The following is a 25,400-nucleotide window of genomic DNA, read 5'->3' as shown; positions in this document are numbered from 1 at the left end:
AAATCCCCTGCCACAGCGGCAAGGGATTTGTCTGCCGATGGGACGATTACTTAACCGCAGTAGAAGAACCGTCTTTGTGCCATTTAAACACGCCGAATTCGAAGCCCTTCAGGTCGCCTTTCTGGTCCCAGCTCAGGTTGCCCATGACTGTCGGAACCGGCTCGCCAGCCTTCAGGTTTTTAGCAATCTCTTCCGGCTCGTCGCTTTTGCTGCGCTCAATGCCGGCCGCCAGCGACTGGATAGCCGCATAGGTGGTCCAGACGAACGGACCGGTCGGATCTTTACGGTTTTGCGCGGTATTGGTTTTAATCGCGTCGACGATTGCCTTGTTCTCTGGCAGCTGGTCATAACGCTTCGGCAGCGTAACAAAGATTCCTTCGGAGGCATCGCCTGCGATATTGGAGAGTGACGCGTTACCCACGCCTTCCGGACCCATAAAGCCGGCGTTCAGGCCAGCCGCTTTCGCCTGGCGCAGGATCTGGCCCATTTCCGGGTAGTAGCCACCGTAATAAACGAAGTCCACGTTCTCTTTCTTCAGGCGCGCGATCAGTGTGGAGAAGTCTTTATCGCCTGCGGTGATGCCTTCAAACAGCACCACGTTGCCGCCTTTGGCCTTCAGCGTTTTTTGCACCGATTCTGCCAGCCCCTGACCGTACTGCTGCTTATCGTGCACGACAGCGATACGCTTGGGTTTAATCTGGTCAAGAATATAGTTGGCCGCCGTTGGCCCCTGATCGGAGTCCAGGCCAGTAGTACGCATAATGGTTTCATAACCGCGTGCGGTCAGCTCTGGCGCGGTGGCAGCCGGGGTAATCATCAGCACGCCTTCATCGTTGTAGATGTCGGACGCAGGCTGCGTCGAAGAGGAGCAAAGATGGCCGATAACGTATTTAATGCCGTCATTGACGACCTTGTTCGCGACCGCCACGGCCTGTTTCGGATCGCAGGCGTCGTCATACTCCACGCCAACCAGCTTATTGCCGTTCACTCCGCCTTTAGCATTAATATCCTTAATCGCCTGTGCAGCACCGGTGAACTGCATATCGCCATACTGTGCCACCGGACCCGTTACGGCACCGACAATCGCAACTTTAATATCGGCCGCCAGAGCGGCATGGCTCATTGCCAGCGCAACGCAACCCGCCAGTAATGCGCGGCCTTTACTCATTTTCATGCGGACTTCCCCATCTTGTTGTGTCTGTGATTTGTGGTTTGCTTTGCGAACCAGATAAAGATGAAAACCGACGTGTTATGAACGATTTAGCGTGCTTTTCTGGTTTTTTTTGGTAATAAGGCTTTATTTTTCAGGTTATTAAACAGGAAGTTTCTTCTGTAAATCAACTGACACATTGGGAAATGACTGCCCGAAATAGCATAATCATCTGGTTGTTCCGCAGGCTTTTTGTGCCTTTCTCCAGCGCATTGTGCTGGCTTTTGCGTCACTTCTTATTCTTTACTTCCAGTATCCTGGCATCCAGACCATCTTTTGACCTGTTTTCATCGCAAAAAAGTGACGGCGCTCTGACTGTATAAATTCGCTACACTATGGCCTTTCGACTAGTACAGGTGTTTGTTATGAAACTCACTATTCTGCGCCTGACCACGCTGAGCCCGCAGGACCAGATCGATCTGGGGAAAATCTGGCCGCAGGAGAATATGGCCGCGCTGGAACAAAGTCTGAGCGAGAACCACCGGGTCTATGCCGCACGGTTTAATGCGCGACTGTTAGGTGCGCTAAAGCTGGAGATCTCAGGAACGCAGGGAAAAATTTCGCAGCTGGAAGTACGAGAGGTGACGCGGCGTCGCGGCGTTGGCCAGTATCTGCTGGAAGAGGTACTGGCGCAGAATGCATCAATCGACCACTGGTGGGTGGCGGATAACGGCAGCGCCAGTCAGGGTGAGCGTGCCGCCTTTATGCAGGCCTGCGGCTTTCGCGCGCAGGCGGATGGCTGGGTAAAATAACGGGCAAAAAAAGGGCGACTCTGCGTCGCCCCTTTTCGTTATGCTTCTATCGCCATGCGCAATTTTTTCATGGCGTTCTTTTCAAGCTGTCGCACGCGTTCGGCCGACACGCCGTAGCGATCCGCCAGCTCCTGCAGCGTGGTCTTGTTGTCTTCGTCCAGCCAGCGGGCGCGAATAATATGCTGACTACGCTCGTCGAGGCCCTGCATCGCATCGCTCAGCTTATCGGCCGCGTGCGATTCCCAGTTATCCTCTTCGATGCCGTCGGCAAAGTCGGAGGTTTTATCCTGCAGATAAAGCACCGGCGCCATCGTTTTGCCTTCGCCGCTCTCATCGTCGGCAGACATATCGAACGTCATATCCTGGGCGGCCATACGCGACTCCATTTCGCGCACGTCTTTGCTGCTCACGCCCAGTTCACGTGCCACCATTTCCACTTCATCCTGGTTAAACCAACCCAGGCGCTGCTTGGTTTTGCGCAGGTTAAAGAACAGCTTGCGCTGTGCTTTGGTGGTCGCGACCTTCACAATGCGCCAGTTGCGCAGCACATATTCGTGAATCTCCGCTTTAATCCAGTGCACGGCAAAAGAGACCAGACGCACGCCCACTTCAGGGTTGAAGCGACGCACGGCCTTCATCAGGCCGATATTCCCTTCCTGAATCAGGTCTGCCTGCGGCAGGCCATAACCGGAGTAATTACGTGCGATATGAACGACAAAGCGCAGGTGAGACAGGATCAGCGTCTTAGCTGCATCCAGATCGCCCTGGTAATGCAGCCGTTCAGCCAGCGCTTTTTCCTCTTCTGCCGACAGCATCGGCCAGACGTTGGCAGCCCGAACGTAAGATTCCAGGTTACCAAGAGGAGCAATAGCTAAAGTTTGCATTTCTTTGGTCATTCAAACCCTCACAATGGTTATTAAGTTGCTGCATCTTCCCTTTGAGCAGACGTTACCTTAAGTCAACGCCGTGGAAAATCCGAAAGCAATCTGTGCTACTGAGACTAGCAAAGTTATCCACAAGTTCAATCTTAACAGTGAATATTTTACACACAGATGACAACATGGGAAGAGAGGAGGTTCCTCTGCGCCCGGATCGTCGGCAGCAGAGGAACATTATACCAAAAAAACGTTGCAGGCGGTTACTGAGGCGTAAATCGACGTAAATGTTGTACCGTCGCCAGCCAGGCGGCGATCCAGCCGATGATTGCGGCGATCAGCAGCAGTAGCAGCCCTTCGTCCCACGAAAAGCCCGTCAGCACAAAAGTGGTACCAAACACCTGCGCCACCTGCGCCACAACCGATTGCAGACGCAGCACCAGCACCTCGGAGAGGATCAGTGACAATACCGCGCCGCTAAAGCCCAGCAGCGCGCCGCCATACAGGAACGGGCGCAGGATAAAGCCGTCGGTGGCCCCAATCAGTTTCTGCACGTTAATGGTATCGCGTCGCGCAAAAATACTGAGCCGCACGCTGTTACCAATCACCAGGAACACCGCCACAATCATCAGAATACCGATCATTGAGGCGACCTGCCCTACCAGCCCGGTTAGCGCCGCAAGGCGTGCAAACCAGCTGTCATCCATGCGGACTTCATCAACGCCCTGCACTTTTGCCACCGTATCGCGCAAATTCTGCATGGTGTCAGCGTTCTGGAAATTAAGCTTTGGCGTGATGATCGCCACCGCCGGCAGCGGATTTTGCTCCAGCATATCCATCGCACCGCCAAAGCCCGACCAGTTGCGGAACTCGTTCAACGCTTCTTCCCGCGTCAGGTAGTTGACGTTATCCACGCCGTCGACCTGCTTGAGCTGCGCCACCACATTTTCCGCGGCGGTATCGTCCAGCGTTTTCGACAGATAAACCGTCAGCTGCGGCGCGGGATACCACTGCGTCGCGGCCTGGCTGACGTTTTTCCACACCATATAGCAGACGCTGGGCAGCGTCAGCGAGATCGCGATTACCATTACCGTCAGCAGCGTCGCCAGCGGCTGGCGATACATGTCGGACAGCGTACCGCGCCACGCATAGCGCCACTGCTCCTGCCAGCCGCCCTTCAGCGCTTTGCTTTTTGACGGCGCTTTCGCTTTTGGTGCAGCGGGACGCTTGTTGCGTTTATTGACCATCGTGGCCTCCGTGCAGACGTCCCTGATTGAGGGTCATTACGCGATAGCGGCGACGCGCGATCAGTGCGCTGTCATGCGTCGCCATCAGTACGGTCACGCCAACGCGGTTGAATTCTTCAAACAGGCGCAGAATATCTTCCGACAGCGCGTCATCCAGGTTACCAGTGGGCTCATCGGCCAGCAGTACAGCAGGTTTGTTCACCACGGCACGCGCAATGCCGACGCGCTGCTGTTCACCGCCCGAGAGCTGAATCGGATAACTTTTCGCTTTGTCGAGCAGGCCGACCTTATCCAGCGCTGCCGATACGCGACGGCGAATATCTTCACCGCTGGCACCCGAAATAATCAGCGGGATCGCCACATTGTCATAGACCGAGCGATCCATCAGCAGGTGGTGATCCTGAAAGATCATGCCAATCTGACGACGCAGAAACGGCACCTCGCTGTTACGCAGCCGCGAAATGTCGTGCCCGCTGAACCAGATCTGGCCCGCACTCGGACGCTCAATGCCACAAATCAGCTTCAGCAGGGTACTCTTACCGGCACCGGAGTGGCCGGTGAGAAACGCCATTTCGCCGGAGCGCAGATGAAAATCTACGCCCTGCAGCGCCTGACGCCCACCGAGATAGGCCTTACTGACCTCTTCAAAGCGAATCATCCCAATTAGTCCTCTCGGGCAAACAGTGCCTCAATAAAATCTTCAGCCTTGAACGGCCGTAAATCTTCAATGCCTTCACCGACGCCAATATAGCGAATCGGGATGCCGAACTGATCGGCCACCGAGAAGATCACGCCGCCTTTTGCTGTACCGTCCAGCTTGGTCAGGGTAATCCCGGTCAGGCCCACTGCTTCATGGAACAGTTTTGCCTGGCTGATGGCGTTCTGGCCCGTGCTGGCATCAATGGTAAGCATCACCTCATGCGGCGCGTTCTCATCCAGCTTTTTCATCACGCGGGTGATTTTTTTCAGCTCTTCCATCAGGTGCGATTTATTTTGCAGGCGGCCTGCGGTATCGGCGATCAGCACGTCAACGCCGCGCGCCTTTGCCGCCTGAATAGCGTCGAAGATCACCGAGGCGGAATCTGCGCCGGTGTGCTGGGCCACAACGGGAATGCTGTTGCGCTCGCCCCACACCTGCAGCTGCTCGACGGCCGCTGCGCGGAAGGTATCACCGGCTGCCAGCATGACCGATTTACCCTGCGCCTGATACTGACGCGCCAGCTTACCGATGGTGGTGGTTTTCCCCACGCCGTTGACGCCGACCATCAGGATAACAAACGGGGTTTTGCCGCTGACGTCGAGCGGGGCATCAACTTTGGCCAGAATGCCAGACATCTCCGCTTTCAGCAGGCCGTAAAGCGCTTCTGCATCGCGCAGCTGTTTGCGGTTTGCCTGCTGCGTCAGGTTAGCGATGATCCGGCGGGTGGTTTCGACGCCGACGTCAGCGATCAGCAGCTGCTCTTCCAGCTCTTCAAACAGTTCGTCATCAATTTTTTTGCCGCGGAACAGGCTGATAAAGCCGGAGCCGAGATTCTGTCGGGTTTTAACCAGGCTGCGTTTCAGGCGTGCGAAAAAGCCCTCTTTAGTGGGACGTTCCTGTTCCTGAACCACAACAGGTGCGGCGGCGAGCGGCAGATCGCTGACGGTACTCTGCGTCTCTTCTTCTGCGAGTGCGTCGGCGATTTCTTCAGCGTCAGCCGCTGCTTCAGTTTTGGTGGTTTCTTCAGCTTCAGCGGCTTCTTCGGCTTCGGTGGTGTCTTCGGCCAGGATCGCTTCCGCCACCTCATCCTGCGGCGCTTCTGCCAGCGCCAGCGCGGCCAGTTCATCCTCATCCAGCGGCTGCTCGTCTTCCGGCAGCATTCGCTCTTCCACTGGCATCAGGGCCTGCTCAGGCACGATCTCTTCAAGCGGAGCCACTCCCTCAGCGTCATGCGCCGCCTGCGCGGTCTCTTCAGCATCCGGCTCTACCGCTGCGGGCTCATCGGTGTGTACCGACGCTTCACGCTGCGCCTCGGCCACCTGCTCAGTGACCTCAACGGTGTGCGCTGCGTCAGTTTCTGCCTGCGTTAATGCTGCGTCCTGCGACGCCGGTTCTGACGTTTCAGCAGGCTGTTGCTTCTCTTCTTCTTTGCCAAATCCCAGCCAGGAAAAAAAGCCACGTTTTTTCTCTTTTGCCATTGTGTGACCACACTCCTCGATGGCTAAATCCCGGTCGCTCGCTGTTCCCAGGGGATAAAAATTAGCTCTGGTTTTACGCGCCAGCATGGCGAAAAACAGCAGAATTATGTACGACTTCAGCAACTCACTAGTCTAACACTTTCCAGCCAGCGCACCACAGCACCCTTTTTTAACGTTTCTTCTCACTGATTCGCCCGTTAAACTACGCAACAAATTATGACGAGTTGTGAGCAAGATGAGTAAAACTCCCCGTGGCACCGGCGGTGCCGGACAAATCCGCATTATTGGCGGCCGGTGGCGTGGACGAAAACTGCCGGTGCCAGACAGTGCCGGACTGCGCCCGACGACCGATCGCGTGCGTGAGACCCTGTTTAACTGGCTGGCGCCTGTCCTGCCTCAGGCGCGCTGTCTTGACTGCTTCGCGGGCAGCGGCGCGCTCGGCCTGGAGGCGCTGTCGCGCCATGCCGCTTCGCTGACGCTGCTGGAGCTGGAGCGTCCGGTTGCCCAGCAGCTGGAGAAAAACCTGAAGACGCTAAGCGCCAGCGACGCACAGGTCATCAACACCAACACGCTGAGCTGGCTGGGCAGTGCCGGCGAGCCTTATGACGTCGTGTTCGTCGATCCGCCGTTTCGCAAGGGCCTGCTGGAGCAAACGTTACAGCTGCTGGAGCAGAATGGCTGGCTGGCGGATGAGGCAATGATTTACGTGGAAAGTGAAGTGGAGCACGGCACGCCGCCCGTGCCCGCCTGCTGGACGCTGCATCGCGAAAAAATCGCCGGACAAGTGGCGTATCGTTTATATCACCGACAACAGGAGACATCTGATGTTGCTTAATTTGGGTCGCCTGTTGATGCTTTGCGTCTGGGCTTTTTTGCTGTTTAACCTGATCGATCCTTATCCGAAGCCGCTGCGCTACTTTATTCACGTTGCGCTGTTCTTCATGATACTGATGCATGGCCTTCAGCTGACGCTGCTGCGCGCCACGCAGCCGAAAGAGGCTCCGCCAATCGATCGCTGGACGCAGACAAAGATTTTTCTGTTTGGCGTGTTTGAGCTGCTGGCATGGCAGAAAGCGAACTTTCCCAAAAAGAAGTAGCAGTAAATGAGGCGGGCTGAAAAGCCCGCTTTTTTACTGCACAGGCGTAAAGCTGACAAAGCGAGAGCCCTGCATCTTTAGCTCGCCCTTTGCGCCGGTATCCATCTGGTTGTAATCCTTTTCTCCTACTATCGCCTTGATGTCGCTGGCCCCGTTGAGCGGATGAAACCAGGCTTCATAGCGCATCTCCTCACCCGCGATGACTTCGCGCTGACGCGTCCGGCGGTTCGGCGACGGATACTCCCGTTTGGTTTTCACTTTGACCGTTAGCGTCCGCACCGGTGAGGCGTCATTAACCGCAGCTTCTCGCCGCTGTTTGATGAACTGACGCGTCGCCAGCACGGCGATAATCGCCAGTACGATAAAAAAGAGTAGCGGTGGTTTGCTCATGGTTTTTCTCGTCTTGTTAAGCGCTGAAAGCAATGCGGGTGAAGCATACAACCAGAGTTGCCTGATTGTCACATTACGAGGCCGTAACCTAAACTGGGATCGACGTATTGGGAATTTTCACCATCTGATGGACAGGTTGTCCTTAAGGGAGCTGCGATGTTGTGGTCATTTCTTGCCGTACTTTTCTCCGGTTGGCTCTATGTCGATGCCTCCTATCGCGGCCCGCAGTGGCAGCGCTGGTTGTTCAAACCGATCACCCTGTTACTGCTGGTCGGCTGGGCCTGGCAGGCTCCGGTTCTGAAACCAACTGATTACCTGATTATTGCCGGCCTGGTTGCGACGCTGACTGGTGATGCGCTGATGCTGCTGCCGCGTCAGCAGATGCTCTATGCACTGGGTGCTTTTTTCCTTTCACATTTGCTCTACACCATCTGTTTTGCCGCCAACATGACGATGACGTTCTACTGGCCGATTCCGTTAACGCTGCTGATCATTGGCGCGGTGACCATCGCCACCATCTGGAGCCGTCTGGACACGCTGCGCTGGCCGATCTGCACGCTGATTGGAATGACGCTGGTGATGACCTGGATGGCGGCCGAGCAATATTTCTTCCGCCCCAGCGATGACAGCTTTACGCTGATTATTGGCTCAGCTCTGCTGCTACTGGCAAACATCATCTGGTTCGTCAGCCATTACCGCCGTCGCTTCAGCGCCGACAGCGCCGTGGTCGCCGCCTGCTATTTTGCCGGACACTTCATGATTGTCCGCTCACTCTGGCTTTACTGAGGCAAAAACGCGCTTGACTCTGGAGTCGACTCCAGAGTGTAGGATGCAGTAACGGGCGGCGTCGCCCGTCCGTTACTGGAGGTTATATGCATCACCATCATGCTTGCGGCTGTGGTCGCCCGCGTCCTGCGCACTCCCCCGTTACCCCTCTTTGTGCAGTACGTAGCGCCTCCCCTGCCCGCCTTACTGTCAGCCGCGTCGCGCCGTTGCAGGCCGACTGCACCGACTGTTGCAGCGAAACAAATGGCCCGCCCGATGACGACCCGGACAGCGAGAGTGACCGGCGCGGTGCCTGGCATTTCAACTGGCGCGTCAGCGGCATGGACTGTCCCAGCTGTGCCCGTACCGTCGAAACCGCCGTCAGACAACTGCCACAGGTGTTGCAAACCCGCGTTATCTTTGCCAGTGAAAAATTGCAGGTTGAGGCCAGCGCCGATGTTGCCGCCGCCGTGGAACAGGCGGTCAGGCGCGCCGGTTTTACTCTGATAAGCGAAACCCGCTCGCCTCCTGCCACCTCAGGCTGGCGCGATAATCGCGCCCTTATCATGCTCGCGGTGTTAATGCTCGCCAGCGTTACGCTCAGCCAGTTTGCACCGCGCTGGGGTGATGGACTCTTTATTGTTACCACGCTGACTGGCCTGTGGCCGGTGGCACGCAGCGCTGTGCAGCGTGTGCGCAGCGGCTCTCCTTTCACCATTGAAACGCTGATGAGCGTGGCCGCCTCAGGCGCACTGCTGATTGGTGCCCATGCCGAAGCGGCGATGGTGCTGCTGCTGTTTTTGCTGGGCGAACGGCTGGAAGGTTTCGCCGCCGCGCGTGCGCGCAGCGGCGTCACCCGACTGATGGCGCTGCGTCCCGAAAACGCAACGCGGCTGAGCGCAGGCAGGCGGGAAACGGTGACGCTTGCCGCCCTGCAGCCCGGTGATGTCATTGAGGTGGCGGCAGGCGGCCGCCTGCCGGTGGATGGCCGCCTGTTGAGCGAAGAGGCGAGCTTTGATGAAAGCGCGCTTACCGGGGAGTCTTTGCCGGTGACGCGCGGTCAAGGTGAAGCACTGCTGGCCGGTGCCACCAGCGTGGATCGCCTCGTGCAGATTGAGGTCACCTCAAAACCGGGCGACAGCGCCATCGATCGTATTCTGACGCTGATTGAAGAGGCGGAGAGCCACCGCGCACCGGTTGAGCGCTTTATCGATCGCTTCAGCCGCCTGTATACGCCGCTGATTATGCTGCTGGCAGCGCTGGTGATGGTGGTACCGCCGCTGCTCGGTCTGGGCGACTGGCAGCCCTGGATCTACAAGGGACTGACGCTGCTGCTGATTGGCTGCCCCTGTGCGCTGGTGATCGCCACGCCAGCCGCCATGACGTCCGGTCTGGCCGCTGCTGCGCGTCAGGGTGCGCTTATCAAAGGCGGCGCAGCACTGGAGCGTCTCAGCCAGATAAAAGCCATCGCCTTCGATAAAACCGGGACCTTAACGCAGGGCAAGCCGCAGCTGGTAACCCTGCTCTGTTTTAGCGCTTTGCCACAGAATGAACTGCTGGCGCTGGCTGCCGCGGTGGAACAGGGATCGACACATCCGCTGGCCGCAGCTGTCGTCACGGCAGCCGAGGCCAGGCAACTGGTGTTGCCGCCTGCCAGCGACCAGACGACGCTGACGGGCAGCGGCATTGCCGCACAGGTTGCAGGTGCGCAGATAGCGCTGATCTCACCGGCTCGCGTCACATCGCTGACCGCCGGACAACGCGCGCAGATCGCCCGGCAGGAGGAGCAGGGGCAAACGCTGGTGGTCGTGCTGCGTAACGAGGTGCCGCTGGGCGCGCTGGCGCTGCGCGACAGCCTGCGCGACGACGCGCCCATGGCGCTGGCGACGCTGAAGAAAATGGGCGTGGAGAGCGTGATGCTCACCGGCGACAATCCGCGTGCAGCGGCAGCCATCGCCAGCGCGCTTGATATCGAGTTTCGCGCCGGCCTGCTGCCTGCGGATAAAGTCGACGCCGTTCGCGAACTGGGCAGGCAGAAGCCGCTGGCGATGGTGGGCGATGGCATCAACGATGCGCCTGCCATGAAAGCCGCGACCCTGGGGATTGCGATGGGCAGCGGCAGCGATATCGCGCTGGAGACCGCCGACGCCGCGCTGACGCGTGACGCCCTGCCTCTGCTGCCGACGCTGCTCACTCTGGCACGACGCACGCACGCCACCCTGCGGCAGAATATTGCGATTGCGCTGGGGCTGAAGGCGCTGTTTCTGGTAACAACGCTGCTGGGTCTTACCGGGCTATGGCTGGCGGTGGTCGCCGATTCTGGCGCAACGGTGCTGGTCACCGCCAATGCGCTGCGACTGCTGCGCAATTAACCCTTCGCTCAGCTGCCGAGACCCTTCTGGATCAAATAGTGATAAGGCAGGGTCTCAGTCTGCTGCGCCAGCAGGCGATGCTCCATAAAGCGGCAAAAGCCGGGTATGTCGCGCGTGGTGGCCGGATCGTCAGCAATAATCAGCAGCGTTTCCCCGTCCTGCATAGCGCGGACCGTTTTACGTATCATCATTACCGGCTCGGGGCAGCGCAGGCCCAGCGCATCCAGTTGCCGATCGGCCTGGGAGAAGTTGTCGCTCATAAATCACTCAGTCTAAACAGGGGCGCTCATTTTAACGCGCTACCCTGCAGACGCAAGACGAGAACGATTGCGCTAAAATTAACCATTGCGTAAATAGCACAACGCGGTAATATGCCGCGGTTTTTTACAACTGGTACCGTCGTACAGGCTCAGCGCTGTGCGGCAATGGGTTCCCTCACCCCAATATGAAAAAGGTCCTCTATGATCGCATTTTCTCTGCGTCAGCGTCAGCACGCGCTGATCTGGCTCTCTCTGTTTCACCTGCTGGTGATTATTTCCAGTAACTACCTGGTGCAGCTGCCCATTTCTGTGTTCGGCTTTAACACCACCTGGGGTGCATTTAGCTTCCCGTTTATCTTTCTGGCGACCGACCTGACCGTGCGCATTTTCGGCGCGCCGCTGGCGAGGCGCATTATCATTACGGTGATGATCCCCGCCCTGTTTGTCTCCTATCTGGTGTCGAGCCTGTTTTATCAGGGTCAGTGGCAGGGCTTCGCCGCTCTGCAACACGTTAACCTGTTTGTCGCGCGCATCGCCTGCGCCAGCTTTATGGCCTATGCGCTGGGGCAGATCCTTGACGTCCATGTCTTTAACCGCCTGCGCCAGCTGCCACAGTGGTGGATCGCGCCAGGCTGCGCGATGTTTCTGGGCAATATCAGCGATACGCTCGCCTTCTTCTTTATCGCGTTCTACAAGAGCACCGATCTCTTTATGGCAACGCACTGGATTGAGATCGCGCTGGTGGACTATAGCTTTAAAGTTCTGATCTGCCTTATTTTCTTCCTGCCCGCCTACGGTGTGCTGCTCAATGCCATGCTGAAGCGCCTGGCAGATCGCTCCGCGCGCCCGCAGATTAATTTCGGCTAACTGGCATAGAGCCTTTGGGTATGACCCGCTAAGATCTGCTGACAATCAGGCGGTTGCTTTTGCCGCCCGATTCACGTTGTATAAACGCCTTACTGGAATCAAATAAAGGGATTCAGATGCGAAACTTAGTGAAATATGCGGGTATTGGCTTACTGGTGCTGGGCCTGGCGGCCTGCGATCAGAAGAAAGATGACGCGACCAGCAGCAACGGCACCAGCGCCAGTCAGTCGGCGCAAAACGTTACGCTGATGGACGGTAAGCTGAGCTTCTCACTGCCTGCGGGCATGTCGGACAAGAGCGGCAAGCTGGGCAACCAGACCACCAATATGCACGTCTATGCGGATGAAACCGGCGCGCGCGCCATTATTGTTATTGCAGGCGATACGACCAGCGAAAACCTCGATGTGCTGGCGCAGCGTCTGGAGCAGCAGCAGCGCAACCGCGATCCGCAGTTGCAGGTCGTCTCTGACAAAGCCATTACCCTGAAAGATCAGCCTGCACAACGTCTGGACAGCGTGGTATCAGCCAATAACCAGACCTCCTGGTCATCGGTGGTGCTGGCGAAAGTTGACGGCAAACTGCTGACGTTGCAGATCACGCTGCCGGGCGACAATCAGCAGCAGGCGCAGAGCGATGCAGACAGCATTGTTCAGAGCATCACGCTGAAATAAGACGGTCTCCACCGACGGCCCGGTCGTTTAAGCGCGGGCGGCATGGCGTGAAGAGCAAAGCGCGCCATCTTATGACGCCTGAGCGGGCGCCATGCCTTCAGACAAACACGGCGGGATTTCCCGCCGTGTTTGATTCTTAACCGCGCGCGGCGCGCCAGTAGTCAATCAGCCGCAGATAGTTACCCTTCACCTTCTCTACCAGCGCTTTATCATCCAGTTCGCCCTGTAGCCACTGCCGTGAGGGCTGGCCGAAAATGGTTCGCCCCACCGCAAACCCTTTCACCCAGGGAGCCTGCGCCGCCGCCGCGAATCCCGCTTTCAACTTCTCTTCTGGCGCATCAAGACCCAGCAGTAAAATACCGCGACAGTAAGGGTCGTGCTGCTCAATCAGGCCGCTGATGGCCTGCCAGCTCTCTGCTGACAGCGGCGGGAGTTTCCACCAGTCGGGCTTGATCCCCAGCTGATAAAAATGGCTGAGCATCGTGACATAGTGCGCTTCGCTGCGATCGGGATGGCTCTCCGGCAGGATCACTTCCAGCAGCAGCTCATGTCCGCTCTTATTGCAGCCGTGCCACACGTCGAGCAACAGATCGTCTTGCTCTTTGCGCATCTCGACACTGTCCTGCGGATGGTAGAAGACCAGACATTTCACAACGTGTTCAGCAGGCCAGTCGATGAGCTGTGAGCCAATGTTGCCGTGCTCAAGGCGCAGTGGACGCGATCCAGGCAGTTCAACCGGACGGCCAATCCACCAGCCCTTGCCGGTAATGGCATTGAGCGCCTTCTGGCCATAAGTCGTGTCGGCCAGAATGCCGCTTTTACTCTCCAGCCCGGCATCGTGCGCGGCCTCTTCCGCTGCTTTAAGCAGCAGGACCTTCAGTGCCGGAACCTGACTCTCATCGACGCCCGCTTCGCGTGCCATATCAGCCAGCTGCTTACGATGGTCAAAGGCGAAAACATTCAGTTCAGGCCACGGCTGTTTGCGGGTGGTGACGCGGTGCAGATGGTTAAGACGCGCATCAAGATCGGGACGCTTCACCTCATTGTCCCGGCTGAGAAAATCATCCAGCTCCGCTCTGGTTGGCATAGCGGGTGCACAGCCGTGGCGCGATACCACCAGCGCACCACAGGCGTTGGCGTAACGGCACGCCTGCTCCCAGCCTTCATCATTGAGCCAGCCGCGCAGCAGGCCAGACATAAAGGCGTCGCCCGCGCCCAGCACGTTCAAAACCTCGACCCGCACGCCGCAGTGCAACGTCGTCTCTTCCCAGGCGTCGGGGATCTCCCCCTCAAAGACGACGCAGCCCAGCGGACCGCGCTTGCACACCAGCGTGGCCTGGGTTGCCTGCCGCACATTTTTCAGCGCAACAAGCGTATCGGTGCTGCCGCCCGCGATATGAAACTCCTCTTCTGTGCCGACGATCAGGTCAAAATAGTGCACCACCTCCTGCAGCTGGCGCGTCACCTGCTCAGACGCAATAAAGCGCGTTTCGCCATCACCGAGCGAGGTCAGCCCCCACAGCACAGGGCGGTAGTCGATATCCAGCGCGGTACGCAGCCCGTTGCGTCTGGCAATATCCAGCGCTTTCAGCACCGCAGCGCGCGTCTGTGGATGAGAGAGGTGGGTGCCGGTGACGGCAACCGCGCGCGAAGAGGTAATAAAGTCCTCATCAATATCCTCCGGGATAAGCCCCATATCGGCGCAGTTATCACGGTAAAAAATAAGCGGAAAGGTCTCTTCGTCCTTAATACCCAGAATGACCAGTCCGGTCAGACGATGTTTATCCGTAATCAGCCCGTCGGTATTGCATCCCACGCGATTCAGCGCCTCACGCAGAAAGCGGCCATTATGCTCATCGCCCACGCGTGCCAGCATTGCCGATCTTAATCCCTGAATGGCCGTGCCGTATGCCACATTGCCGGAGGAGCCACCCAGATATTTGGCAAAGGTGCTCATATCCTCCAGCCGCGCGCCTATTTGCTGCCCATAGAGGTCAACGGCAATGCGTCCGATACAAATCACATCAAGCCGCTTCTGTTGTGTACTCATACCTGTGGTTTCCTTCTGTGATAAGCAGACACGGCGGGTGAAAGACCCCACATCCCGGCGTGCATCCGGTGCTCTCTGTCCAGACTAACGATGTCTGGCAGTATGGGGAATAAAAATTCCAAAAACAATACGAAATGAAACATCCATCGCGATTTTGTGAACCAGGTAAAACTCTGCGCCGGCCCGCCATAATGGCCACATCATCTGCGCTGTTTCACAGGCGATCATCCTGATGCAGCAGCCCGGCAGCCAGGCTGAAGAAGTTGCCGAAGCGGATGAGCTGAAATGAAATTGTTCACTTGCTCTCCTTTTCTTCTTCCCTGTTTCAGTTCGCTTCAGCCTGCGTCCGGCTAATCATTCGTTTCACGGCTAAATTTGATCTCAATCGCAAAATGAAATGTTTCTTCTGTAGCTGTATTTTATGAAAAATATATTTGTTTATAATCGCTTCACGTTTCAGTCACCTGCGGTCGCTTTTCGCGATACGCCACGTCGCCAGCCTGTTGAGCAGGGGCAGAAAGTAAGGAAAAGCATATGGGCACAATCAGAATGACCACTGCGCAGGCGCTGGTTAAATTTCTCGATAATCAATACATTAACGTTGATGGCGTGGAAACGAAGTTTGTAAAAGGCCTGTTCGCCATTTTTGGTCACGGCAACGTGCTGGGGCTGGGTCAGGCGCTGGAGCAGCAGAGTGGCGATCTGATTGTGTATCAGGGCCGTAACGAACAGGGTATGGCCCACGCGGCGATGGGCTTTGCCAAACAGTCTCTGCGCCGCCAGATTATCGCCTGTAGCTCGTCGGTGGGGCCAGGCGCGGCCAATATGATCACCGCCGCGGCGACCGCCACCGCTAATCGTATTCCTTTACTGCTGCTGCCGGGCGACGTCTTTGCCACGCGCCAGCCTGATCCTGTGCTGCAGCAAATCGAACAGAGCCACGATCTCAGCATCAGCACCAACGACGCCTTCCGCGCCGTGAGCAAATACTGGGATCGCATCAATCGACCTGAGCAGCTGATGACGGCCTGCATCAACGCCCTGCGCGTACTGACCGATCCCGCTGAAACCGGGGCGGTGACCCTTGCCCTGCCGCAGGATGTGCAGGGCGAAGCCTGGGACTTTCCGGACTACTTCTTCCAGAAACGCGTGCACCGCCTTGATCGTCGCCTGCCCACTGCTGCGCAGCTGGATGAGGCGCTGGCGCTGATCGGCCGCAAGCGCAAGCCGCTGATTGTGCTGGGCGGCGGCGTGAAATATTCAGATGCGGGCGAGGCGCTGCGCCAGTTCGCCGAGCGCTATCAGATCCCATTCGCTGAAACCCAGGCGGGAAAAGGCACGCTGGTGTCCGATCATCCGCTGAACGTCGGCGGCGTGGGCGAAACCGGCTGTCTGGCCGCGAATCTGCTGGCAAAAGAGGCGGATCTGGTGATTGGCATTGGTACACGCTACACCGACTTCACCACCGCCTCGAAATGGATTTTCCAGCATCCGGATGTCAGCTTCCTTAATGTCAACGTGAGCAATTTCGACAGCTACAAGCTCGACGGCGTACAGCTGCTGGCCGATGCGCGTGAAGCCCTGACCGCGCTGGAGGCGGGGCTGGCCGCGAAAGGCTACAGCAACGACTGGGGCAGTCAGATCGAACAGGCGCAAAGCAAACTGCTGAAAGAGACGCAGCGTGTTTATCAGGTGGAGTACAGCGGGGACAGTTTTATCCCCGAGATTGCTGACCATATCGACCGCGACGCGGTGTTTGCCGAATTTAACCGCCTTACCCAGTCGGTACTCACGCAGAGTCGCGTGCTCGGCACACTAAACGAGCAGCTGCCAAAGGATGCAGTGATTGTGGCGGCAGCGGGCAGTCTGCCGGGCGATCTTCAGCGCGTCTGGCGCACCCGCGATTACAACGCGTATCACGTTGAGTATGGCTACTCCTGCATGGGCTATGAGGTCAACGCCGCGCTGGGCGCGAAGCTGGCGCAGCCGCATCGCGAGGTCTATGCGCTGCTGGGCGATGGCTCTTTTATGATGCTGCACTCCGAGCTGGTTACCTCCATCCAGGAGCGCGCCAAAATCAACGTGGTGCTGTTCGACAACATGACCAATGGCTGCATCAATAACCTGCAGATGGAACACGGCATGAACAGCTTCTCTACCGAGTTCCGCTTCCGCAACCCCGAAGGTGGCAGGCTGGACGGCGGCTTTGTACCGGTAGACTTTGCCGCTATTGCCGCAGGCTATGGCTGTAAAACCTATCGCGTCACCACCCTGGAACAGCTGAAAGCGGCGCTGGAAGATGCGCAGCAGCAGAGCGTTTCCACCCTTATCGACATCAAAGTGCTGCCTAAAACTATGGTGCACAAATATTTCAGCTGGTGGCACGTTGGCGTGGCGCAGGCTTCTGATTCTGAACGCACCCAGGCGGTGGCAGACAAGCTGAACGCCCATCTAGACCAGGCGCGTAAATATTGATTTCCGGCCGGGTACCCGGCCCTTTCTTTCTCGATACGAACCCTACAGGTGTAATTATGACTCTGAAACTTGGCGTTATCGGTACCGGTGCAATCGGCCAGGAGCACATCCGTCGCTGCAACAACGTTTTGCAAGGGGCGAAAGTGGTGGCAGTGTCGGACATCAACGTAGAGGGCGCTCGCGCCGCGCTGCAACGCCTGAATATCCAGGCAGAGGTGTATGCCGACGGTCATCAGGTGATCCAGTCGCCTGAAGTCGACGCCATTCTGGTGACCTCGTGGGACCCCACCCATGAAGAGTTTACGCTGGCAGCCATCGCCGCTGGGAAGCCGGTGTTTTGTGAAAAGCCGCTGGCGCTGAGTGCAGAGGGTTGCCGCCGCGTGGTTGATGCCGAAATTCAGCACGGCAGGCGTCTGGTACAGGTTGGCTTTATGCGCCCCTACGATGCCGGCTATCGCGCCCTGAAGAAAGTGATCGTTGAGGGGGGCATTGGCGAGCCGCTGATGCTGCATTGCGCGCACCGTAACCCCACCGTGCCGGAAAATTACACCACCGACATGGCGATTACCAACACGCTGATCCACGAACTGGACGTGCTGCGCTGGCTGACCAATGACGACTACAAGAGCGTGCAGGTGGTGTTCCCGCGTGTCACTTCAAAATCCCACCCGCGCCTGAAAGATCCGCAAATCGTGCTGTTTGAAACGCAGAAAGGGGTACGCATCGACGTTGAGATCTTCGTTAACTGTGCCTACGGCTATGACATTCAGTGTGAAGTGGTGGGTGAAACCGGTATCGCCAGGCTGCCGGAACCCGCTTCGGTACAGCTTCGCAGCGAAGCCAGACTCTCCACGACGATCCTCACCGACTGGAAAGACCGCTTTATTGAGGCGTACGACGTTGAGCTTCAGGCCTTTATCAACGATGTGAAAGCCGGTGTGCTGACCGGTCCCTCAGCCTGGGACGGATTTGCGGCCTCGGTCGCGGCGGATGCCTGCCTGAAGGCGCAGCAGAGCGGCGCCATAGAGCCAGTGGAAATGCCGCCACGCCCGGCGTTTTACGATAAGCAATAAGCCTCTCCATATGGGCGGCGATCGCCGCCCCGACCTGTCGGGACTAAACAGATGAACAAAGAAAACGTAAAACTGGCTATCGCGCCGATCGGCTGGACCAACGATGATATGCCGGATCTGGGCAAAGAGAACACCTTTCAGCAGACGGTAAGCGAAATGGCGCTGGCGGGCTTTACCGGCAGCGAAGTGGGCAGTAAATATCCGCGTGACCCGGCGATTCTGAAACCAATGCTCGATATTCGCGGCATTGAGATCTGTAATGCCTGGTTCAGCACCTTTTTTGCCAACGGCGATAAAGCAAAAACCATTGATGAATTCGTTAACCATATGAATTTTCTTCACGCCATGGGAGCGCGCGTCATTGGCTGCTCTGAACAGAGCAGAAGTATTCAGGGCACCACTCTGCCGGTACTGGAGCAAAAGCCCGTTTTCAGTGATGAAGAGTGGCGGCTGACGGCAGAAGGCTATAACGAGCTGGCGGAAATTGCCGCAGCGAAAGGGATGCGCGTCACGCTGCACCACCATATGGGCACCGGCATTCAGACCGTGGAAGAGATCGACCGCTTTATGGCGCTGACGCATGACAACGTGGGTCTGCTGTATGACACCGGCCATATCTACTACTCAGAGGGGTCACAGCAGGTCATGCTGGATGTGCTGCAAAAATACCTGCCGCGTATTTTTCATGTGCATCTGAAAGATGTGCGGGACGACGTGGTGGCACAGGTGCGCGACCATCACCTCTGTTTCCTCGACGGCGTAAAAAAAGGCACCTTTACCGTGCCGGGCGATGGCGTTATCGACTTTACGCCCGTTTTCAAAATACTGGATGACTACGGCTACAAGGGCTGGATGGTCGTGGAGGCTGAACAGGATCCCGCACTGGCCAATCCGTTTGAGTATGCGGTCAAGGCGCGAAAATACATTCGCGAAAATGCCGGTCTGTAAAAACGCGACTCTGGTCTCCTGTGCGTCGCCGGGGCGCGCAGGCGGCTCAGCGACGCGTTATTATCTGGTTTTCACTGCAGTTCCCGCCCTATTCCCTGCATTGTGTGAGGCAATTCATAAAGCTGTGAAATAAACCCAGCGACTGGCGCAAACAAATGAAATTTTCCATTCATCTGGTACTATAGCGCTCATTATCCAGCCATATTTCTTTTTAGCGGGCCGAAGTCATGACCAATAACCCTACCCAACTCTCCCTGTTACAGGATGATATTCGTCGCCGCTACGAAACGCTGAGCAAGCGCCTGAAGCAGGTGGCGCGTTATATCCTTGATAACAGTAACAGCATTGCCTTTGATACCGTGGCTTCCATCGCTGCGCAGGCTGACGTACCGCCCTCTACCCTTATTCGCTTCGCCAATGCGTTTGGCTTCAGCGGCTTCAACGAAATGAAACAGGTTTTTCGTCAGCACCTGATGGAAGAGACGGTTAACTATACCGAGCGCGCTCGCCTGTTCCGCCAGACCGCTACCGATGACACCGCCACGTCGCCCGAAAGTCCGGTAGAAATTCTCAACGTCTTTACCATGGTAAACAGCCAGGCGTTGCAGCAGCTGGCGATGCAGGTTAATCCCGACCAGCTAAATAAAGCCGTACAACTGCTGAACGAGGCTGAAAATATCTATGTCATTGGCCTGCGCCGCTCGTTTAGCGTCGCCTCTTATCTGGTCTATGCGCTACGTCACCTTGAGCGCCGCGCCTTCCTGATTGACGGGCTGGGCGGCATGTTCACCGAGCAGCTCAGCCTGGTGAACCCAAAAGATGTGGTGATCGCCATTAGCTATTCGCCCTATGCGCGCGAAGCGGTGGAGCTGGTTGAGATGGGCGCGAAACGCGGTGCGCATCAGATTGCGATTACTGACAGTCAGGTAAGCCCGCTGGCTGCCTTCAGCGATGTCTGCTTTGTGGTACGGGAAGCGCAGGTTGATGGCTTCCGCTCGCAGGTCGCCTCACTCTGTCTGGCGCAAACGCTGGCAGTATCGCTGGCGTTGAATAACGCTGACGCCTGATCCAGACGTTGCAGGATGCAAAAAAGGACAACCCGGGGTTGCCCTTTTGCTGTCTGCGCGGTCACGATGCCTATCCGCGCGGATAGTTATCGCTGTTTACCCAGGCGTGATCTTTTTCCCAGGTGAATTTCCACAGGCGCACCGGGCCAGCCATCACGTTCAGGTAATAGTTATTGTAGCCAGCGATAGTGGCGACCGGATGGTAGCCGCGCGGCACTGTCACCACGTCGCGGTTGTAGGGAGCCATACATTCATCCAGCGAGCGGTCATCCGTATAGACGCGCTGCATCGCAAACCCCTGCTCGGGATCGAAGCGATGATAGTAAGTCTCTTCGAGGTAGGTCTCAGCATCGCTGTTTTCCTGGTCGTGCTTGTGGCTCGGATAAGAGCTGGTATCGCCCTCACTGGTATAGACTTCCACCACCAGCAGGCTGTCGGCAGGTTTATCGTCCGGCAGGATATTGTGCACCAGACGCTGGTTGCGCCCTTTGCCACGATGCTCGACGCCAACGTCCGCCGGCGCAATCAGACGCGCAGGCAGATGCCCCTTTCCGGGTGCATGACACACTGCCAGTTCCAGATCGCTGTCGGCCGTGACGACGACCTGATCGTCGTGCGGAACATAGACAGAGTAAGGTGGCGTGCGCTCGAACGGCGACAGGCGCTTGCCGATGCCGGGAAACGCGGCGTGCCGGGTTTTCACTGAGGCGAGCCCTGCCACCAGCACAAGGCACAGCTCCCTGTCACCGCTCTCCAGCCGCAGGGTATCGCCTTTTTTCAGCAGGTATACGTCAAAGCCAACGTAGCGCCAGCCCGCGCTTTCTGGCGTGATGTGCTGGATGCGCCCATTGCCATCCGGCTGCTGTGCTTTTGCAAGAAAAGACATCCTCACTCCTTTTTCACTTCAGAAAACAGGCAGCTACAGGCGCATTGCCGCTCGCCTGTAGCCCGGTTGCTGCCACAGCGTGATTAGCTCAGCGTCGGCATGCTGAATTCCGATACGGTCTGCTGCCCGCCAGGCCAGCGCGCTGTGGCGGTTTTCATGCGGGTATAAAAACGCACCCCATCCGGGCCGTGCACGTTAAGCGCACCGAATACCGAACGCTTCCAGCCGCCAAAGCTGTGGAAAGCCATGGGGACCGGCACCGGCACGTTAACACCGACCATGCCGGCCTCCACGTCCTGCACAAACTCGCGCGCGGTGTGGCCGTTGCTGGTGAAGATAGCGCTGCCGTTACCAAACTCGTGGCTGTTAACCAGCTTGAGTGCGCTGGCGTAGTCCGGCGCGCGCATGATGCTCAGCACCGGCCCAAAGATCTCTTCGCGCCAGATTGTCATCTCTGACGTGACGTTATCGAACAGCGTGCCACCAACGTAGTAACCTTCTGCATGGCCGGGCACCTGGAAATTGCGGCCATCAACCACCAGCTTCGCGCCTTCCTGCTCACCTTTATCGATATAGCCCAACACCTTTTTCTGGTGCGCGGCGGACACCACCGGCCCCATTTCATTCTCATCTGTGCCCCTGTTGATGCCGGGACCGACGCGCAGCGCCTTAATCAGCGGCGTCAGGCTGGCAATCAGCTTGTCGGCGGTATCATCACCGACCGCCACCACCACCGGTAGCGCCATGCAGCGTTCGCCCGCCGAACCAAAAGCACCGCCCATGATCGCGTTGACCGTGGCGTCGAGGTCGGCATCGGGCATAACGATGGCATGGTTTTTCGCCGCGCCAAACGCCTGCACGCGCTTACCGTGAGCGCTGGCAGTTTTATAGATATGCTCGGCGACGCCGGAAGAGCCGACGAAGCTCACGGCGGCAATACGTGGATCTTTGTAGAGTTGCTCAGCGTCTTCGTTGGAGGCATGCACCACGTTGAATACGCCATCCGGCAGCCCCGCCTCTTTCAACAGCTCCGCCATACGCACCGAGGCAGAGGGATCGAGAGCGGGTGGCTTCAGCACAAAGGTGTTGCCGCAGGCCAGGGCGACAGGGAACATCCACAGCGGCACCATTGCCGGAAAGTTAAAGGGCGTAATACCCGCCACGACGCCTACGGGTTGCATCAGCGAATAGCTGTCAACGCCCGTGCCAACGCTGGGAGAATACTCACCTTTAATCAGATGGGGAATGCCGCAGGCGAACTCCACGACTTCCAGCCCGCGCGTCAGCTCGCCCTGCGCATCGGACCAGACTTTGCCATGTTCAGAGACAATCAGCTCGGCCAGCTCATCGCGGTGTTGCTCCATCAGCGCCTTAAAGTTGAACATCACACGGGCACGGCGCAGCGGCGAGGTTTTAGACCATTCCGGGAAAGCGTTATGTGCAACGTTAATCGCCTCGGCCACTTCGGCACCGGTGCTCTGCGTCAGTTCGCGCACCACCTGGCCGGTTGCCGGATTGTAGACAGGGATAGTTTCGTTGCTGGCGCTGTAGGTGATTTGACCGCCAATGAAGTTTCCTGTGATGTTCATTCTGTCGCCTCTTTAGATGTATGGGTTCCCTGCAGAGTTTTAGTCTGGTCAGGCAAAACTGAAAGCCTGCAATGAAGCTATTACAATGAAATAAATTTTTCAAATGAAAGCTTTTGGAAAATTCCTTTTTAGCGGTGTGGATCGCATTTTTTCCGCCAGGGCAAAAAACCGTGGTTTCGCAAGCGCTGGCGCGCTCGCCGCGTCTGAACTCTTCCCGTGTACTGGCGCGGTAAAAACCGCAATCTGCCGCATGGTCTAACGAAAAATGAAATTATTGCGAGGCAGATCTCAAGCCTTAAGTTTCACAATTCACTAACTATGAAATAAATGTTCTTTTTAGCGACAGCGTATCTACTCAGTCCTTTTGCCTCGCTACAGGAGCCGCAGCATGGCCATCGATCCCACCCGTTTCTGTATTAACCGTAAAATCGCCCCAACCCTGTCGCTGGAAGCTTTTTTTCAGCTGGTTCAGCGGCTGGGCCTGAATAAAGTTGAACTGCGCAATGATATGCCGAGCGGCAAGGTGTGTGACGACCTGACGGTCGATCAAACGCGCGCGCTGTTGGCAAAATACTCGATTGACGTGGTCACCATTAACGCCATTTATCCGTTTAACCGCATTGATGAGGCACTGCTGGCGAAAACCGATGCGCTGCTACAGGAGGCGCAGGCAATAGGGGCGAAAGCGCTGGTCATGTGCCCGCTGAACGACGGTGTTGCTGTTGCGCCAGAAGAGACGCTGGCCGCGATGAAAAACCTCGCGCCACGCTTTGCGCAGCGAGATATAGAGGGGCTGGTAGAACCGCTGGGCTTTCCGGTCAGCTCGCTGCGATCGGCCGTCCAGGCGCAGCAGCTTATCCGCGACGCGCAGGTACCGTTCAGGCTGGTTATCGACACCTTTCATCACCATTTATATGAGCATGCCGAGCAGGAGTTTCCGGCAGAGATTGACGTCAGCATGATTGGCCTGGTGCATCTCTCCGGCGTGGAGGATACCCGCGCCACCGCCGAACTCACCGATGAAGAACGCATCATGCTGAGCAACAAAGATGTGCTGAACAGCGTTGCGCAGGTGAAACGACTGGAGATGCTCGGCTATAAAGGCATCTACGCTTTTGAACCCTTTTCGTCTGAGCTGAACAGCTGGACACCGGCTGAAATTGAACGCCAGATCCGTCACAGCATAGCGCTGCTGCAAGCCTGAAAAAGGCGCGGCGACCAGCAGGCCGTCGCGCCGATCTGCCTTTATCTGTGTCTGAAGAGACGTTTTGGCCTCGGTCGGAGGCCGCTTTTTTAGCTCTCTTTTACCTCTGCTGGCGCAGCCGCCAGCTGCCGCATCAGCCGCATCGTGCAAAACAGCCCCACGCAGACCAGCAGCGCGGTGAGCAGATAGACCAGCGGAACGCCCGCAAAACTCATAATAAAGCCCGCCACTGGCCCCGTTATGCCCAGCGCCAGATCCATAAAGGCGGTATAGGTCGCCAGCGCGCTGCCCTGATTCGCCTGCGGTACCGCTTTCACTGCGACCACGCCAAGCGCCGGGAAGACCAGCGAGAAGCCTGCACCGGTCAGTAGCGCGCCGGTTTTTGCCATCCAGGGATCAAACGCACCCGCCACCAGAAATAGCCCGATCGCCTCGACGGCCAGACAGGCGCTGGCAACGCGCAGCCCGCCAAGCCGGTTAATCGCATTGGGAAACAGCAGGCGCGTGCCAACAAAGGCCGCGCTGAAGAGCGTCAGGGCGAACGCCGCCCCGTCCCAGCCTTTCGCCTGGTAGAACAGGGTAATAAAGGTAGCAATGACGCCAAAGCCCGCCGATCCCATCGCCAGGATGAGCCCAAAACCGTAGACTTTGCCCAGCACGTCGCGAAACGGCAGCGGCCGGGCGCGGCTGCCTTTGACCGGCGGACGCGGCAGCGCCAGCACGATCGCCAGCGCGCAGATCGCGACAATCGTTGCCGAGAGCAGCAGCAGGCCACCGTGACGATAAATCATCACGCCCAGCGGAGCGCCCAGCGCCATAGCGCCGTATGTGCAGATGCCGTTCCATGAAATAACCCGGCCAATATGCAACGAGCCGACGCGCGCCACGCCCCACAGCGAGGCGCCGGTGCCGGTAAAGCTTTGACCGATACCGAGGATCACCCGTCCGATACAGAGCAGTGCCAGACTGATCGCGGGAGAGGCCGCAAAGCCGGTTGCCAGTAAATAGCACAGCCCACTGAGCAGCACGCCCGCCAGGCCGAGGATGACCACGCGTTTAGGTCCCCAGAGATCCGCATAGCGTCCGGCATGCGGGCGACTCAGCAACGTTGCCAGATATTGCAGACTGATTACCACGCCCGCCCAGAAAGCGCTGTAACCAAGCTGGTCATGGACGATGCCGGGCAACACCGCCAGCTGCAAACCGATAGTGAGATAGCTGGCGAAGTTGTAGATAACAATGGAGATAATCAGGAGGGTTAATCCGATGCCCTTATGAGCAGGTTCCGCTGCGGGTTGATCTGGCATGACAAATTACGCTCGTGGTTGACTGAATTTCATATGCAGGAAAGCTTACTATACCCGCTTTCGCTGCGCGTGCATCCGTCAGGCTCGACGGAATAACCTTCGCTGGCTCCGGTGCGC

Annotated in this window: 23 protein-coding genes; 12 read left to right on the top strand and 11 right to left on the bottom strand. The window is 57.4% G+C overall.

The features are described 5' to 3' along the window. Nucleotides 1-46: 46 nt before the first annotated feature. Nucleotides 47-1,174: a branched-chain amino acid ABC transporter substrate-binding protein gene (locus HP564_RS15365; protein WP_371244467.1), complete on the bottom strand. Its 1,128-nt coding sequence runs from the start codon at nucleotides 1,172-1,174 to the stop codon at nucleotides 47-49. A 401-nt stretch (nucleotides 1,175-1,575) separates the two neighbouring features. Here HP564_RS15365 and panM point away from each other — a divergent pair, with 401 nt between their 5' ends. Further along, nucleotides 1,576-1,962 (top strand): aspartate 1-decarboxylase autocleavage activator PanM, encoded by a 387-nt coding sequence (gene panM, locus HP564_RS15360; protein WP_371244465.1) that lies wholly within the window; start codon nucleotides 1,576-1,578, stop codon nucleotides 1,960-1,962. Nucleotides 1,963-2,000: 38 nt separating this feature from the next. On the opposite strand, the gene rpoH is transcribed toward panM, so the two are convergent. From rpoH to ftsY, 4 genes are all read right to left on the bottom strand, one after another. Further along, nucleotides 2,001-2,858, bottom strand: coding sequence for an RNA polymerase sigma factor RpoH (gene rpoH, locus HP564_RS15355; RefSeq protein ID WP_371244463.1), 858 nt, complete (start codon nucleotides 2,856-2,858; stop codon nucleotides 2,001-2,003). 242 nt (nucleotides 2,859-3,100) lie between these two features. Further along, on the bottom strand, nucleotides 3,101-4,084 hold the full coding sequence (gene ftsX, locus HP564_RS15350; RefSeq protein WP_371244461.1) for a permease-like cell division protein FtsX: 984 nt from the start codon (nucleotides 4,082-4,084) through the stop codon (nucleotides 3,101-3,103). Continuing rightward, on the bottom strand, nucleotides 4,074-4,742 hold the full coding sequence (gene ftsE, locus HP564_RS15345; protein ID WP_371244459.1) for a cell division ATP-binding protein FtsE: 669 nt from the start codon (nucleotides 4,740-4,742) through the stop codon (nucleotides 4,074-4,076). The genes ftsX and ftsE overlap by 11 nt, the downstream gene beginning before the upstream one ends. A gap of 5 nt (nucleotides 4,743-4,747) precedes the next feature. Then, the gene (ftsY, locus tag HP564_RS15340; RefSeq protein WP_371244457.1) at nucleotides 4,748-6,262 is read right to left on the bottom strand and encodes a signal recognition particle-docking protein FtsY; all 1,515 of its coding nucleotides are present in this window, start codon (nucleotides 6,260-6,262) and stop codon (nucleotides 4,748-4,750) included. Between the two features lie 235 nt (nucleotides 6,263-6,497). Between ftsY and rsmD the strand changes: the two genes are divergently transcribed. Further along, nucleotides 6,498-7,097 (top strand): 16S rRNA (guanine(966)-N(2))-methyltransferase, encoded by a 600-nt coding sequence (gene rsmD, locus HP564_RS15335; RefSeq protein ID WP_371244455.1) that lies wholly within the window; start codon nucleotides 6,498-6,500, stop codon nucleotides 7,095-7,097. After that, nucleotides 7,087-7,359 carry a DUF1145 family protein gene (locus HP564_RS15330; protein WP_371244453.1) on the top strand — a complete coding sequence of 91 codons (273 nt, stop codon included), beginning with the start codon at nucleotides 7,087-7,089 and terminating at the stop codon, nucleotides 7,357-7,359. Before rsmD ends, HP564_RS15330 begins: the two co-directional genes overlap by 11 nt. Before the next feature lie 33 nt (nucleotides 7,360-7,392). On the opposite strand, the gene HP564_RS15325 is transcribed toward HP564_RS15330, so the two are convergent. After that, nucleotides 7,393-7,749, bottom strand: coding sequence for a DUF2500 domain-containing protein (locus HP564_RS15325; protein ID WP_371244451.1), 357 nt, complete (start codon nucleotides 7,747-7,749; stop codon nucleotides 7,393-7,395). A 156-nt stretch (nucleotides 7,750-7,905) separates the two neighbouring features. Here HP564_RS15325 and HP564_RS15320 point away from each other — a divergent pair, with 156 nt between their 5' ends. Both HP564_RS15320 and HP564_RS15315 read left to right on the top strand, forming a co-directional pair. After that, nucleotides 7,906-8,535: a lysoplasmalogenase gene (locus HP564_RS15320; protein ID WP_371244450.1), complete on the top strand. Its 630-nt coding sequence runs from the start codon at nucleotides 7,906-7,908 to the stop codon at nucleotides 8,533-8,535. An 86-nt stretch (nucleotides 8,536-8,621) separates the two neighbouring features. Beyond that, entirely contained in the window at nucleotides 8,622-10,886 is a 2,265-nt protein-coding gene (locus HP564_RS15315) for a zinc/cadmium/mercury/lead-transporting ATPase (RefSeq protein WP_371244448.1), read from the top strand. Between the two features lie 8 nt (nucleotides 10,887-10,894). Here the strand turns inward: HP564_RS15315 and tusA are convergent, their stop codons facing one another. Next, nucleotides 10,895-11,146 carry a sulfurtransferase TusA gene (gene tusA / locus HP564_RS15310; RefSeq protein ID WP_371244447.1) on the bottom strand — a complete coding sequence of 84 codons (252 nt, stop codon included), beginning with the start codon at nucleotides 11,144-11,146 and terminating at the stop codon, nucleotides 10,895-10,897. A 201-nt stretch (nucleotides 11,147-11,347) separates the two neighbouring features. Here tusA and HP564_RS15305 point away from each other — a divergent pair, with 201 nt between their 5' ends. Both HP564_RS15305 and HP564_RS15300 read left to right on the top strand, forming a co-directional pair. Then, entirely contained in the window at nucleotides 11,348-12,013 is a 666-nt protein-coding gene (locus HP564_RS15305) for a 7-cyano-7-deazaguanine/7-aminomethyl-7-deazaguanine transporter (protein WP_371244445.1), read from the top strand. Nucleotides 12,014-12,129: 116 nt separating this feature from the next. Further along, nucleotides 12,130-12,684, top strand: a complete 555-nt coding sequence (locus HP564_RS15300; protein ID WP_371244443.1) for a DcrB family lipoprotein — start codon at nucleotides 12,130-12,132, stop codon at nucleotides 12,682-12,684. Between the two features lie 136 nt (nucleotides 12,685-12,820). Here HP564_RS15300 and iolC read toward each other — a convergent pair whose 3' ends face one another. Continuing rightward, nucleotides 12,821-14,734: a 5-dehydro-2-deoxygluconokinase gene (gene iolC, locus HP564_RS15295; protein WP_371244442.1), complete on the bottom strand. Its 1,914-nt coding sequence runs from the start codon at nucleotides 14,732-14,734 to the stop codon at nucleotides 12,821-12,823. 534 nt (nucleotides 14,735-15,268) lie between these two features. Here iolC and iolD point away from each other — a divergent pair. The 4 genes from iolD (at nucleotide 15,269) to HP564_RS15275 (ending at nucleotide 20,297) form a co-directional block, all read left to right on the top strand. Then, nucleotides 15,269-17,209, top strand: a complete 1,941-nt coding sequence (gene iolD / locus HP564_RS15290) for a 3D-(3,5/4)-trihydroxycyclohexane-1,2-dione acylhydrolase (decyclizing) (protein ID WP_371244440.1) — start codon at nucleotides 15,269-15,271, stop codon at nucleotides 17,207-17,209. Nucleotides 17,210-17,265: 56 nt separating this feature from the next. Beyond that, nucleotides 17,266-18,282: a Gfo/Idh/MocA family oxidoreductase gene (locus HP564_RS15285; RefSeq protein ID WP_371244438.1), complete on the top strand. Its 1,017-nt coding sequence runs from the start codon at nucleotides 17,266-17,268 to the stop codon at nucleotides 18,280-18,282. A gap of 51 nt (nucleotides 18,283-18,333) precedes the next feature. After that, a complete protein-coding gene (iolE, locus tag HP564_RS15280; RefSeq protein ID WP_371244436.1) occupies nucleotides 18,334-19,230 on the top strand; it encodes a myo-inosose-2 dehydratase in 897 nt (298 codons plus the stop codon). 227 nt (nucleotides 19,231-19,457) lie between these two features. Beyond that, nucleotides 19,458-20,297: a MurR/RpiR family transcriptional regulator gene (locus HP564_RS15275; protein WP_371244435.1), complete on the top strand. Its 840-nt coding sequence runs from the start codon at nucleotides 19,458-19,460 to the stop codon at nucleotides 20,295-20,297. 70 nt (nucleotides 20,298-20,367) lie between these two features. Here HP564_RS15275 and iolB read toward each other — a convergent pair whose 3' ends face one another. Together iolB and HP564_RS15265 are read right to left on the bottom strand one after the other, a co-directional pair. Continuing rightward, complete coding sequence (gene iolB, locus HP564_RS15270; protein ID WP_371244433.1) at nucleotides 20,368-21,183, bottom strand: 5-deoxy-glucuronate isomerase; 816 nt, start codon at nucleotides 21,181-21,183, stop codon at nucleotides 20,368-20,370. Nucleotides 21,184-21,266: 83 nt separating this feature from the next. Then, entirely contained in the window at nucleotides 21,267-22,772 is a 1,506-nt protein-coding gene (locus HP564_RS15265; protein ID WP_371244432.1) for a CoA-acylating methylmalonate-semialdehyde dehydrogenase, read from the bottom strand. Between the two features lie 388 nt (nucleotides 22,773-23,160). On the opposite strand from HP564_RS15265, the gene HP564_RS15260 reads away from it, so the two are divergent. Beyond that, the gene (locus HP564_RS15260; protein ID WP_371244430.1) at nucleotides 23,161-23,976 is read left to right on the top strand and encodes a TIM barrel protein; all 816 of its coding nucleotides are present in this window, start codon (nucleotides 23,161-23,163) and stop codon (nucleotides 23,974-23,976) included. Between the two features lie 89 nt (nucleotides 23,977-24,065). Here HP564_RS15260 and HP564_RS15255 read toward each other — a convergent pair whose 3' ends face one another. Then, on the bottom strand, nucleotides 24,066-25,283 hold the full coding sequence (locus HP564_RS15255; protein WP_371244428.1) for an MFS transporter: 1,218 nt from the start codon (nucleotides 25,281-25,283) through the stop codon (nucleotides 24,066-24,068). Nucleotides 25,284-25,400: the final 117 nt, after the last annotated feature.

Source organism: Pantoea sp. KPR_PJ (genome assembly GCF_041386365.1).
In the GTDB taxonomy this organism is placed as follows: domain Bacteria; phylum Pseudomonadota; class Gammaproteobacteria; order Enterobacterales; family Enterobacteriaceae; genus Pantoea.
This window is presented reverse-complemented; position numbering and strand designations above follow the sequence as displayed.